The sequence below is a fragment of the Bradyrhizobium yuanmingense genome, assembly GCF_900094575.1.
Lineage (GTDB): Bacteria > Pseudomonadota > Alphaproteobacteria > Rhizobiales > Xanthobacteraceae > Bradyrhizobium > Bradyrhizobium yuanmingense.
Genome location: NZ_FMAE01000005.1, coordinates 792,981 through 804,802, shown reverse-complemented (window position 1 = coordinate 804,802; position 11,822 = coordinate 792,981). Strand labels below are relative to the sequence as shown.

Here is an 11,822-nt window from a genome sequence, read left to right as displayed (position 1 = left end):
ATGGCTGAGGCGAAGCCCTGCGTGGTGGAGACGTAGTTGCTGTTGATGTTGACGGAGACGATGTAGGTCGTGCCGGCCTGGATGGTCAGGGGTGTGGCGAGCGCCTGCTGCTGCCAGCCCGATGCGCCTTCGTTGGTAAACGTGACCGTCGCCAGCTCCTGGCCGGTGGCCGACCAGATGTGGCCGATATGCGTGCCCGTCTCGCTCGGAGCCTTGTAGTACCGGATTGCCTGGATCGAGCCGGAGGTGTCGCTGGTGAAGCGCATCCCCAACTCATAACCTACTCCGTCGCTGGCATTGGTGATGACAGGCGTCTGGGTGGTGAACAGCGTAGTGGTGGCACTCGCCGCGGCAACCGTCGCCGTGGCCGCGCTGGTCACGTTCTCGTTGGCGCCGAACAGGTCGGTGTAGGTGGCATTCACGCGGATCCGCTTGCCGACCACGTCAGTTGTACTCCCCCAGCTAGCCAGCGTGATCAAACGCTATCTAAAGTAGCAACACCAACTGTGCGGGTTGTAGTTTTGATCGCGGCAGTCATGTTGGTTCATATTAACAATATTTAAATAACATTAAAAATATTAAATCGGAAGCGATTTATGCCTTTGGAGTAGCGCCGTTCGTCAACTTCTCTTGAGCTTGAAGGCAGGCGCGCGTCACGGATCTCGTGCACTCAGCGGGATGTGCCGTTTGCCCAGCTTCGAACGCACTCGCGATGTCCAACTCTTATGGTTCCATCCGCTTCGCGATTAGGTCGGCGAACTCACCCAGATTCCGCGCCGCCTCGACCTCGCCAACGCGAAATCGAACGCGAAACTTCTGCTCGACGGCGATCACGAGCGAGATCTGCATGAGCGAGTCCCACTCATCGACGTCCGCCGCCGAGAGCTCGGGGGTGGCCGCGATCTTCTCGAGGAAGATTCCGTCGAATACTTCCTGCAACTTCGCTAATACTTCAGCCGGCTTCATAGGCTCTCCGGGCAACATCTATCTTGTCGAATGCACCTGATACTTCCTCACCTCCAGCTCGAACTCTTTTCGGGTTGCGGAGTCTTCCATACGCGCGAAACCAAACTCCTCGTAGAATTCGGCGACGATACGGTTCTTGGTTGTCGGAAGATAAATGACGCGCACTGTCATGCAACCGGCCACCTCTGCGAGTCGAAAAATCTCATACATGATCTTGTCCTCGACCTGGCGCTTCAGCACGCGGCAACTCATGAGCCAGGTATTGAGAACGAAGACGCCGCCATCGATCTTTGCAATGACTACGGAGATGAGCCCGGAATCACCGAATAGATCCTCGAGCCGCATCGTGAAGCACCGGTAGTCCGGCCTTCCCAGGAGCGCCTAATGCGGCTTGCATTATGTGGCTTTAGACGCAAGCTGAACTCGCGCTGGACAGCCGAACGCCTTTGCACCCGCGGGAATGTCTCTATCGACGAACGAGTTCGCGCCTACAATGGCGCGGTCGCCGATGGTTGTACCCATCTGAATCACCGAATTCGGCCCGATGTAGACTCCATTGCCGATCGAGGTGGGCGCGCAATCGATGGGATCCCGGCCGAGCGAAATTGAGCGGTTTACCGTGTGATGCGTGTAGATTTGAACGCCAGCAGAGATGGAGCACCAATCGCCGATCTGCAAATCTCCACCTGAACCATCCAGAATACATCCCGGTCCAATCCAGGTATTCCGTCCGACCTTGACGCGCCCAAGAACGAGCACGTTGTCGTACATCGTGCTGCCCTCTCCAAAGCCATATGCTGCGGCGTTATCCTCGCGCTCGGTGAGAAGGTCTCCGATCGACACCCTCCGATCGAACTGCTTCCTCTTGCGAGCTGCCAGAGCCTGCAAGAACTCGCGCGCGAAGGCGAGCCACTGGTCCAAATTGTGATCAGACATGCTGGGATCGAGCTTTGAATGCATCAGAAAAGCCCATTTGCGTCGTCGTCAATTGACTCGTACCGACGGCGTCCATCTAAAATCGACGGCCTTCGCGGAGTGGACATGAGGTACCTGCCCGGGCGAACCGCCGATTCAAAAATTAGAGTTATATTTTTGGGATTTCAATTATTTTTAGTATCGCGTTGTTTCGGTCCCGGACCGCCGTCAATCAACCGCCTCGAATCAAAGAACGCTTGGCCGCTCGCGGGCATCGGTTTCCCCTGTTCAGCGTGTGTCCACGCTGCGTTTTCGTGCATTCCTTTCGCCAAGGAATAGCTCCCGGGACATGGCACGCTAGTGGCGTGGACTTGCGGAAGGTGGCAATTAAATTGGTTGAATTAACATATTTAACTTGCGATGCATCCAAATCCGCTTATTTTCTATGACCATCGCAGGGAGAGCGCTGATGAACCCGACCGACTCCAATAGTGACGACCGCCGTGAGTTCTTGAGAAGCTGCGGAAAATTTGCCGCCGTCACTCCTCCCGTGATGACGCTGCTGCTTTCGACCTCTCTGACCTCATCCGCCATCGCTAGTTCTGGCGGAAATGTTGTGCAGGGCAATAATGGCAAGGGCAACGGTGGTCGCGACGGCAGTCCTAACGGGAAAGAAGATAGCACTCGCTAAAGTGGCGCCTGGCGGCCCAGCCCTGACACCATCGTCCCGGGGACCGGTCGGAGGTTCAGCCAGCCCGGCGGCGCCGTTGTGCGGACGGGCGGTCGATCAAGAGATCGTTTAGCTTCTTGCCGGCGCGAAGCTGCGCCTTCAGCCATCGAGGCTGCTTACCACGGCCGGACCAGGTTTCGGACGGGTTCTTAGGGTTCTGATACTTCGGCAGCACGGGAGGGTAGGGGCGGCGTGCACGTCCCTCGGTTTGCCCCCCGGTCTTACCTTCGATCTTGCGAAGCCGCTCTTCGAGCTTGGCTTTTTCCGCGGTCATCCTGCGACTCAGAACAGCAGTGACCTCATCGTAGAGTCGCCACAGCTCAGCTGTGGTCATAGATGCCCAGTCATCGTTCTCCATGGAAGCCGTCCCCACTACCTCCGAACCGAAACAGGAGGGGGGCTTATCAGGTCAAACCGGGGTCCGGCAAGCACGATCACCCGTGCCGCTGCGCCAGTGTGCGTGGTGGTCGGAGTTACCGGCTGGGCCCGTGCCTCCGAACCAGCGGTCGCTTCGCCCTCCGCCCCCGGGCTCGTCGCCTCGGCGCAAGCAATCGCTGCTCGGCCTTCGACACGCGGCTACGCAAGTTCTGCAATTCAGTGAATTGAATGATGAGAGCCTGATGAGTTTGACGCAAAACTGCTGAAGAATACATGTGACCACCTACTCATTGCCAACGATGCCCTCCATGACCGCTCATTGAAGTTGCTGAATTGACGAATATGCAGCTCCAATTTGGGTGACCGGATTTCGTCGTTGCTACACTGGCTGCGCGACGCAGCCGTTTTCGTGCTTTACTAACCAGCTTCGCCTTGATGAATAGTATTACTTTTCCTCCCTTCAAAAACGCTGCTTTTTTGAACGATCTTGTGTTCGTCGAAACTTCGTCGAATGTTAGATTTGAATCGTGAATAACCCAATATATCGTTGGTAATAACGGTGCCAACGAAGTTAATTGGATGTTGACCATCATGACACAGCAGCCGATCCCTGCGCCTAGACATTCTATGGGGGAATTTGCTGATCGAATCTATCATGCGTTGTCGAAACAACGCTGCTTTCGCACCGCATTCTTACGGTGCTGCGCATACTTGCCGGTCAAGTTACCGTGGGGCAGTCGTCGAACGTTCGGCTGTCTAGGATTTGAGACTGTGTGACGTTGTCGCCGAGCGGACCCGTCATCCTCGCGTTTTGAAGAAATTGTTGGATTAAACGGCTGCACGGGGGGTTGTTAGCGATAGGCAGGGGAAGCATGCACCGCACCAGAATTGTCATCGCGGATCGACATCCGATCGTTTTGCAAGGGATCAGGAGCGTTCTTGCAGCGCAGCGTGATTTTACGATCGTTGCGTCCTGCAGCGATGGCGCAAGCTGCAATGAGGCAATCCGATTTCTTGTGCCGGACGTCGCGCTCGTCGATGCTGCACTGCCTGATGTCAGCCGGCAGCAGATCCTCGCTCCCGCAAACGCTTCAGGCCCAAGTCCCGCCGTCGTCTTCTTCGCCGGTGTCGCGGCCGATTGTGAGTTGCAAAGGCTGGCCTTGGAGGGGGCCTGCATCGTCCTCTCAAAGGATTCGGATGCCGAGATACTGGTCTCAACCCTGCGGAAAGCCGCCCAGGGCCAAGCAGCGGCCTCGCCGAGCGCATGGCTAGCCAATGATGAGGCCCGCCCCGATGAGAAGCCCCTGGCACAACTGACGGACCGGGAGCGGCAAATCATGCGGCTCGTGTCGGAGGGTCTATCGAACAAGGAGATTGGACGTCGGTTGAACCTTGCCGACGGTACGATCAAGGTCCACCTTCATCATATCTTCCAAAAGCTGGACATCAGCAATCGCACGATTCTCGCGGCATTGGCGATTTCGCGAAATGAGCTGCATGCCGCGTCACGTAAGATGGATCCCCCTGATCTTTTGCATCAGGATCCGGCGAGCGTAAAATAATGGGGTGTCTGGCTCTTCCGAACGTGCGCGGGGGGTTATCGTGGCGCCAGAAGCCCAGCCATGTCGCTGCAGGCCCCTTCGGCCTCGGCTAACGTTCGAAAGGGCGAACCGCCAATCTTGATTGCCGCCTGGTTTTTGTGGAGCGGACGCCAACTCGCCAAATAGCCGGCGCGGCCATGAAAGCCGGGGCCTCTCGGGCTTCCGAAGCTGATCACGAACGAGAAGCCCTCGCTGGTTGCGCTCCAGATCTCCATGTCCCGGACAGACCGGTGGAATTGCAGTGGCATCGTCATCACCCGTTGCAATCGAGCCCTGCGCTCGACGTCCGTTAAAACGCAAATTAATCATATTAAATGGCGAGCGCAACTCCGAAGCTGCGCCCGAAAGGCCAGAAAGTACAAGAACGAGCAGGGAGATTGCCCACGATCAATTGACGGCGCACGTCAAGCAACGCCACTCACATAAAGAAAATTATCGGTTGAAAAGACATTTAATGTATAATACCGTGAATTAATATTTTAAACCGAGGAGAGCGTGTTGTGACCCGGGACGGCAACGAAGATGACGACCGGCGGGCGTTCTTGAAAACCTGCGGAAGATTTGCGGCCGTCACACCCCCAGTGATGACTCTGCTTCTATCCACTTCCCTGACCTCAGGAGCCATTGCAAGCTCGGGGGGCCTGCGTGGAGTGACGCAGAAGGATGGGAGGCAATCGTCGTTCTTCGATAACGACCGGTCGTCCGTATCGGGACCGGGGAGCTCCAGCGGCGGGTCAACAGGGGGCGGGGGAGCCCCTGGCGGGGGCTCTGCTAAATCATCTCGCGCCGGAGGAGGGGCAGCCGGTGGCGGATCCGGCGGTAGCGGCGGGTCTGGCGGTGGCGGAGGCAGTGCGAAAGGGCCTTTCGCAACCGGCGGCAGCTCTGGAATTCCAAACGCAAGTGGTGGGCTCGATTGCGCAGAAGAAGACGAGGAAAAGCGCAAGGCCGAGTGTCCGGGAGCTAACACCAGGATTTCGAGTGCAGCCGAATCCAGCCGATAGCAGTCTTCTCAGCCCATGCGTGAGCCTGCGGCGCCGTACGGTTTGGCAGGGCTGGACCTTTCTTAAACTCCGGCCGAGTCGTCCCTTGTTGCACCGCCGCAGCGCGATTTGCGGTGTAAACACTGCCAAATGTTCATGCGATTGTGGTGAATTACATACTTTTCCTGACCTTATGCGACTTCTTCTCAAGACCTCGATCAGGAGCGTGTCATGAATATCCGCGTTCGAGCGGAGAGTCCTGCGGCGCTGCTTCGAGAACGTCTCGAGGCGCTGGTGGCAGAGCTTGCGGAACTTGAAAAGCTCAGAGAGCGGGTAGGTCGAGAGGAGAATCTTCAGCGCAAGCTGCGCAAGGCAGGCAGCGCCAACAACCCCGCTCGGACCGCGGGTGGGCCTTCCGGCTTCGCACAGGCAAAGCTCATGGCCATACCGCTCATTCGCAAGAAGTCGGGCTGTTGTGACGAGCGTCCCAAGGCGAGTGGATGACAGGAATTTTCGTCCATTGTTCGCTTCGGCCGGGAGCCGGCCGCAAAGTCGAAAGAAATGCCGCGCAGGATCGGACGTTTGCAGCGACCGAGCCTCGCGCGGTTTGCCGAATGGCGCGGGCAAATGCGGGGTGGTTCGCGAAAACGAACTGGTTCTAAGAGCCTGTCCCGGCTATTCGGCCGCCAGGCGAGCGGGAGGCGCTCCGCGCTGGAGGCCTATGAACGAGCCCGACCGTGCTCTGCGAGACGATCCGATCGATTCTGCGGCTCATGACCTTGTAGCATTCGCATGCCATGGCTTCGAGCCGCGGCCGATCGATTTCAAGCTGGCCACGTCGATTGGATCTTAGTGCTCTTGATGTCCGCATTGTGCTCACGACATGTGTGACGGTGGTGCGGCGGACGCCCAGCAATTCCGACAACGTTTCTTGGGTCAGCGGGAGGAGATCGCTGCCATTTGCCCGATCGTGAATGTGAAGCAGCCAGCGCGCCAAGCGGGCTTCGACAGAATGTAATGCGTTGCAGGCAGCCACGTGCTGGAGTTGCGTCAGCAACGATCTCGTGAACACTTGCACCATCGCTGCGACGGCGGGGCTGCAATGTTGCGCTGTCAGGAATTGCGCGGGCGAGATCTGCAGCGCGGTCCCGGCGATGCGAGCAACGGCCGTCACGGGCGAGTGGGAGGCGCCAAGCGCTGACGTCAGACCCACAGCCCCTTCATGGCCCACTATCGTCGTGGCGACCGTCTGCCCGTTCGGCAACTCCATGATAGTGGCTATCGCGCCGCTCAGGGGGAAGAGAAGATGTTCGATCCGATCGCCTGATCGGACGAGCACCGTATCGCGCTCGATCCCGATCTTCCGCAGATGAGGTGCAAGCAAAGCAAAATCCGCCGGCGGCAACGCTGCTAACAACCGATTACCAACCCTGGTCGCGTGGTCCATCATGGGATCAACCCCCCGACGGATGTTCGGCGCGAGAACTCATGCCGGCTCGTCAAGCTGCTGTCCGGCGTGCAGCTCAACAGCAGTCAACTGGCAACCACAGATATGGTTCCTGCGATGAAGGCCAGCACGCGCTGGTCCGCCATTCAAGGGACGGCCTGCGCCCGCGACTCCAGCTTGCGCTTATACGGACCTGTCGCGGACCTGCAATTGATGTCGTCGACTCGCCGACGGCAGCCTGCGCTGCGGCTGAACAGCATCCCAGCCAACGATCAGTCTCCGAACAGCTGATCGGCCTTGAGTTGTGAAGCGCGCCAGGCGCGGATCGCGAGCGCGCTCTGAAAGTCTCGTCTCAGGGGCGGACAATTTCCAAGATGGCGTTCTGGCCGCCGGGACCAATAGCGTTGGAATGACGGCCGTGAGCCGTTCGTGTGCCCCACTCGAAGCCCACCCAACGGCCTGGCGTCGCCGTACTGTTCGGCAAAAGGCTAGGACCTACGGCAAATGGGCACATTTGCACGTCAAATTCGCGATTTTAGATATGGTTAAACCGGATTAAATCTCTTTCTTTATTCTATTCGTTGTATTTTAATGACTTCACTCGGTCTCGGCTATATGCCGAAGGACATAGACGGCCGGGTCGAGGCAGAGTCCATGTTAGACACGTCTGCGAAAGAGCGGATACTCAAGCCCGTCCGGCTTGTGATCGTAGATCGACAGCCGATCGTTCTACGGGGGCTAGAGTCGATACTCGGGGCACAGCCGGACTTCGACGTCATCGCGTCGTGCAGCGACGGGACAAGCTGCATCCAAGCGATGCGGAATTTGACACCCGACGTTGCACTTCTTGCTGACACCCTGCCAGATCTAACGGCATCCGAGATCCTCGTCATTGCGAAAGCTGATCGGCTGCCCACGCGCCTGGTGTTCTTTACAGATTCCGACACGGACCACGATCTAACCTTGGCCATCGCTGCTGGCGCGTGTGATGCAATCGCGAAGCATGTTGCACCGGACGCTGTGCTGCGATCGCTGCGACTGATGACGAAGCGTAGCTTTTTGGAGCAGTCCGATCTCTCGCCAACCGTCGAGAAAACCGACAGCAGCAAAATCGACAACCTACTGGAGCTATTGACGCCGCGCGAACGTCAAATTGTACGACTGGTGTCAGAAGGAATGTCGAACAAGGAGATCGCGCACCAGCTAAACGTTTCAGATGGAACCGTTAAAGTACACCTGCACAACATATTTCAGAAGCTTGAAATAACCAACAGGACGGTGCTCGCCACCCTCGCATTGCTACAACGCCCGTCCGGGTTCGGAATGCTCTCGCTGGCTCTCCTGGCGGTCGCCATTGCGGACGAACTCAAGGCGTCGGAGGCAAACGACATTCTTCCGCATGACGACAGCACCGGCCCCGCGGTGGAGTATGCCGAATATGAGCTCTGGAAGCGAGCTATCCTCCGTCACGCCATCGTCGCGGATTCCGACGAAAAGCCGTCGCTCACTCAGAGAGGCGTTTTTGTCGGGGCGAGCCAAATCTCGACCGCGGCCTCGGCAATGGAAGCGCCTCGCACCGCTGAGCAATCCGCAGGCTCGAAATCGTGGAAGGACTACGGTTCTGTTGGATCAAGCACGCCCGGTTTGGCCACACCTTCCCTGCGAGGAATGAACGACGCGAAGATTGGAGGTGACTCCACCGAGGAACATCTATTCTCGCGGCTGACATCCAATCCGACTTTGATTCACGGAGGGTATGGTACTTTCGCCACCCTCACCGGTGCGTTGATCTACACACTCAGCGATCCCCATTTGGCATTGCCGTCGCATGACCCGGCCAAAGCGCCGCTCGACAGCTTCGTGGACGTTACCGGATACAATGCGGCCACCAAACTGGCTGCGATCACCAATGCCGACGATCATCATGTAGATGATTCAGTCCCGGGTTTCCTTGCGCAGGCTTCTCGCCTGCCTTCCGCGTTTGTGGCCGCTGAAAATGAAAGCGCCGCCGGAGAAGGCACTCGGGGCCACTCGAGTGATGGTACCGTAGGGGAGACTCTCCAAAAACTTGCCGGCCTCGTGCACTTCAGTCACGATGCCGGTAGTAGCGGATATAGCCACGATCAGCTGATGGGCGGCAACGTCACTGAAAACGTTGTTCATCGCGACCCGACCGATTCCAGTTCTACCTCTTCCGACTCTGTCTTCAACTTCGCGTCTGGGCCGAGCAGGATCAATCTTGCGGCTTTCGGAGCCCTTGCCAGGCTTCATATGACAGCAGCAAGCAAGTCCATACCGCCACACACCGTCGCTTGGATCTTCAACTCCACAACCAATGAAACGATCGTCTATGTGAATGCGACCGATCATGTTCTGGAGATCGGAGACCGCGACCTGTTGGAAATCCATCTGCCGGGAATTGTATCCATCGCAGAATCGGATTTTGTCGGCCAGCCGACAGCCGCGGCGGCCGCTCTCACGTTGGAGCAGCTCGAAGAAGCGCTGACATCCGTGATTGCAATCGAAGCTATTCTGAGTACCGACAGTGCCCATGCAAGTATCGGGACGAGAGAGAGCACATTCGGGACCAATGGAGTTTGGGACAGTCTGGCTGATGCCGGCTTGAGGACTGAATTCGCGCCGGTCCGCACAACGGAAGAGAGCGTGGATGGGACCGAGGGGTCGGCTCGCATATCACCGATCGTGCTTGCTCATGCTGCAGCGGTAACGGAAGTTGAAAGTCTTACATTGAAGAGTCAGGGGAACGATGCAGGCACCGGCCCCAGCATCGCAGCGGCCGGTAGCGCGGGCGGCAGTAACTCACAGCATGTTCTGGAGCCATGGCCTGCAAAGGAAACAGGTGCGGAGCAGACGGACGGTGGCTTCATACCTGGGAGTGATGTCGGTGATGAGAACGAGCGTCAATCCCCGGCTTCGGACCCTTCGGGAAGGTCAGGGAAGACGGCAGAAACAGGCAGCGCGGAACATGGCGAGCCGGTGCATTCAACCTCTAAAAACGCACCGGAAGCAGCCGATTTTGGTGAATCGAGCCTCGCGACAGCGCACAGGGACGACCGCGAAGGGGCGCAGCACGCTCCCGAGCAAATGTCTGCAATGGCCGGCGCCAGAGATACGGCCGACGTGAAGTCCATGCCGGGCAATCGCGCTGGCAAGGACAACGCGCATGATTCATTGGCTTCGGACGATTGGTCAGGGCCAGCAAAAGCGGCCGAACCAGGCGGCCGGGACCACAGCAACTCGCACGCGTCGGAGCGAGGGTCGGCAAAGGCAGCCACGGAGACGGCCGAAGCGAAGTCCATGCCGGACAATCGCGCCGGCAAGGACAACGCGCATGATCCACCGGCTTCGGACCGTTCGTCAGGGTCAGCGAAAACGGCCGAACCAGGCGGCCTGGACCACAGCAACTCGCACGCGTCGGAGCAAGGGTCGGCAAAGGCACCCACGGAGACGGCCGAAGCGAAGTCCATGCCGGACCATCGCGCCGGCAAGGACAACGCGCATGATTCACTCGCTTCGGACGATTCGTCCGGGCCAGCGAAAACGGTCGAACCAGGCGGCCTGGGCGCCAGCAACTCGCACGCGTCGGAGCGAGGGTCGGCAAAGGCGGCCACGGAGACGGCCGACGCGAAGTCCGTATCGGGCAATCGCGCCGGCAAGGACAACGCGCATGATTCACTGGCTTCGGACGATCCGTCGGGGTTAGTGAAAACGGCCGAACCAGGCGGTCTGGACGACAGCAACTCGCACGCGTCGAAGCGAGGGTCGGCAAAGGTGGCCACAGAGACGGCCGAAGTGAAGTCCATGCCGGGCAATCGCGCCGGCAAGGACAACGCGCATGATCCACTGGCTTCGGACGATTCGTCAGGGCCATCAAAAGCGGCCGAACCAGGCGGTCTGGACCACAGCAACTCGCGCGCGTCGGAGCGAGGGTCGGCAACGGCGGCCACCGAGACGGCCGAAGCAAAGGCGACACCGGGCAATGGCCTCGGCAATGACAACGAGCATCATTCCTGGACTCCAGCCTATACGCGCGAGTCAGCGAAGATGGCAGAGCCCAGCGGCGTGGAGCAGAGTAACAAATGGGAGCATTCGACCTCTGCTCACGGCCCGAAGGCTGACGAAAGTGTTGCAACGGCGGAGCCGGAGCCTGTAAAGGCGACAACCACGGAGTTGGCTGAAACTGTCTTCATGTCCGAGATGAGTGTCGGCGATGGCGACAATCATCGTGCATCGAACGCAAGCGCGTCGGCAGCAGTGGCCACGGCAAAATTGGCTGACCTGCAGCACAGTAATTCAGGATACAATTCACACTCGTCACACTCGACCTCCGCAAAGGCATCAGCAGCAGCTGAAATTGCCGAATCGAGCGCCACAAAAGGCGATAGTGCAGGGAACGGAAACTCGCAGCACGCTACGCAACCTGCCGCAATCGCATCGGAGGCCGCACAGCCGGCTAAAGCTGCGTTCGAGACCGGCGCCGCCGATCAAGAGCGGGTGTTCCGCTTCGACAGCGACGCAACTCCTTTCACTCCCATCGTCACGATTGAACCTAGAGAGGTCCACATTCCGCTCGATCCACGCGTCAAGCCCGGTCAGACGGCCACCCTCGATATCCTCGTCAAAATCCTGCCCAACGGACTGGATGATCCCGCGGCCAACCATGGCAATAACGGTCCCCATCACGCCCCTGTAGCTGCGCACCATGACCTACTGATTTGAAATGTTGCATTGTCTCGCGAGCAGGACGCAGGGCCGATGTTGAACAGCCTGCTCCGCATACTGGT

10 protein-coding genes and 1 pseudogene are annotated in these 11,822 nt (G+C 58.4%); 5 read left to right on the top strand and 6 right to left on the bottom strand.

From position 1 onward, the window contains the following. The 4 genes from GA0061099_RS21285 to GA0061099_RS21270 all read right to left on the bottom strand — a co-directional run. The coding region (locus tag GA0061099_RS21285) for a DUF4082 domain-containing protein (RefSeq protein WP_245311229.1) at nt 1-422 on the bottom strand (422 nt) is incomplete at its 3' end. A gap of 301 nt (nt 423-723) precedes the next feature. Next, on the bottom strand, nt 724-966 hold the full coding sequence (locus tag GA0061099_RS21280; protein WP_074448017.1) for an acyl carrier protein: 243 nt from the start codon (nt 964-966) through the stop codon (nt 724-726). 18 nt (nt 967-984) lie between these two features. Next, entirely contained in the window at nt 985-1,311 is a 327-nt protein-coding gene (locus GA0061099_RS21275) for a hypothetical protein (protein WP_036025687.1), read from the bottom strand. Between the two features lie 51 nt (nt 1,312-1,362). After that, the gene (locus GA0061099_RS21270) at nt 1,363-1,926 is read right to left on the bottom strand and encodes an acyltransferase (protein ID WP_050995956.1); all 564 of its coding nucleotides are present in this window, start codon (nt 1,924-1,926) and stop codon (nt 1,363-1,365) included. Between the two features lie 424 nt (nt 1,927-2,350). Between GA0061099_RS21270 and GA0061099_RS21265 the strand changes: the two genes are divergently transcribed. Further along, on the top strand, nt 2,351-2,572 hold the full coding sequence (locus tag GA0061099_RS21265) for a hypothetical protein (RefSeq protein ID WP_074448032.1): 222 nt from the start codon (nt 2,351-2,353) through the stop codon (nt 2,570-2,572). A gap of 55 nt (nt 2,573-2,627) precedes the next feature. Here GA0061099_RS21265 and GA0061099_RS21260 read toward each other — a convergent pair whose 3' ends face one another. Next, entirely contained in the window at nt 2,628-2,969 is a 342-nt protein-coding gene (locus GA0061099_RS21260) for an H-NS histone family protein (protein WP_036025684.1), read from the bottom strand. Nucleotides 2,970-3,861: 892 nt separating this feature from the next. On the opposite strand from GA0061099_RS21260, the gene GA0061099_RS21255 reads away from it, so the two are divergent. The 3 genes and pseudogenes from GA0061099_RS21255 (at nt 3,862) to GA0061099_RS21245 (ending at nt 6,074) form a co-directional block, all read left to right on the top strand. Further along, complete coding sequence (locus tag GA0061099_RS21255; protein WP_050995957.1) at nt 3,862-4,551, top strand: LuxR C-terminal-related transcriptional regulator; 690 nt, start codon at nt 3,862-3,864, stop codon at nt 4,549-4,551. 623 nt (nt 4,552-5,174) lie between these two features. Further along, nucleotides 5,175-5,435 (top strand): annotated as a pseudogene (locus tag GA0061099_RS42120) (hypothetical protein); the annotation flags it as partial. 366 nt (nt 5,436-5,801) lie between these two features. Next, nucleotides 5,802-6,074, top strand: a complete 273-nt coding sequence (locus tag GA0061099_RS21245) for a hypothetical protein (RefSeq protein ID WP_036013665.1) — start codon at nt 5,802-5,804, stop codon at nt 6,072-6,074. Between the two features lie 154 nt (nt 6,075-6,228). Here the strand turns inward: GA0061099_RS21245 and GA0061099_RS21240 are convergent, their stop codons facing one another. Further along, complete coding sequence (locus GA0061099_RS21240; RefSeq protein WP_036025682.1) at nt 6,229-7,020, bottom strand: Crp/Fnr family transcriptional regulator; 792 nt, start codon at nt 7,018-7,020, stop codon at nt 6,229-6,231. A 612-nt stretch (nt 7,021-7,632) separates the two neighbouring features. Here GA0061099_RS21240 and GA0061099_RS21235 point away from each other — a divergent pair. Continuing rightward, complete coding sequence (locus tag GA0061099_RS21235) at nt 7,633-11,757, top strand: LuxR C-terminal-related transcriptional regulator (protein WP_420886542.1); 4,125 nt, start codon at nt 7,633-7,635, stop codon at nt 11,755-11,757. Nucleotides 11,758-11,822 lie beyond the last annotated feature (65 nt).

Bases quoted from the DNA above. Each gene is read 5' to 3' on its own strand.
- GA0061099_RS21280 (WP_074448017.1), bottom strand. From the start codon at position 966: ATGAAGCCGGCTGAAGTATTAGCGAAGTTGCAGGAAGTATTCGACGGA.
- GA0061099_RS21275 (WP_036025687.1), bottom strand. From the start codon at position 1,311: ATGCGGCTCGAGGATCTATTCGGTGATTCCGGGCTCATCTCCGTAGTC.
- GA0061099_RS21270 (WP_050995956.1), bottom strand. From the start codon at position 1,926: ATGCATTCAAAGCTCGATCCCAGCATGTCTGATCACAATTTGGACCAG.
- GA0061099_RS21265 (WP_074448032.1), top strand. From the start codon at position 2,351: ATGAACCCGACCGACTCCAATAGTGACGACCGCCGTGAGTTCTTGAGA.
- GA0061099_RS21260 (WP_036025684.1), bottom strand. From the start codon at position 2,969: ATGGAGAACGATGACTGGGCATCTATGACCACAGCTGAGCTGTGGCGA.
- GA0061099_RS21255 (WP_050995957.1), top strand. From the start codon at position 3,862: ATGCACCGCACCAGAATTGTCATCGCGGATCGACATCCGATCGTTTTG.
- GA0061099_RS21245 (WP_036013665.1), top strand. From the start codon at position 5,802: ATGAATATCCGCGTTCGAGCGGAGAGTCCTGCGGCGCTGCTTCGAGAA.
- GA0061099_RS21240 (WP_036025682.1), bottom strand. From the start codon at position 7,020: ATGATGGACCACGCGACCAGGGTTGGTAATCGGTTGTTAGCAGCGTTG.
- GA0061099_RS21235 (WP_420886542.1), top strand. From the start codon at position 7,633: ATGCCGAAGGACATAGACGGCCGGGTCGAGGCAGAGTCCATGTTAGAC.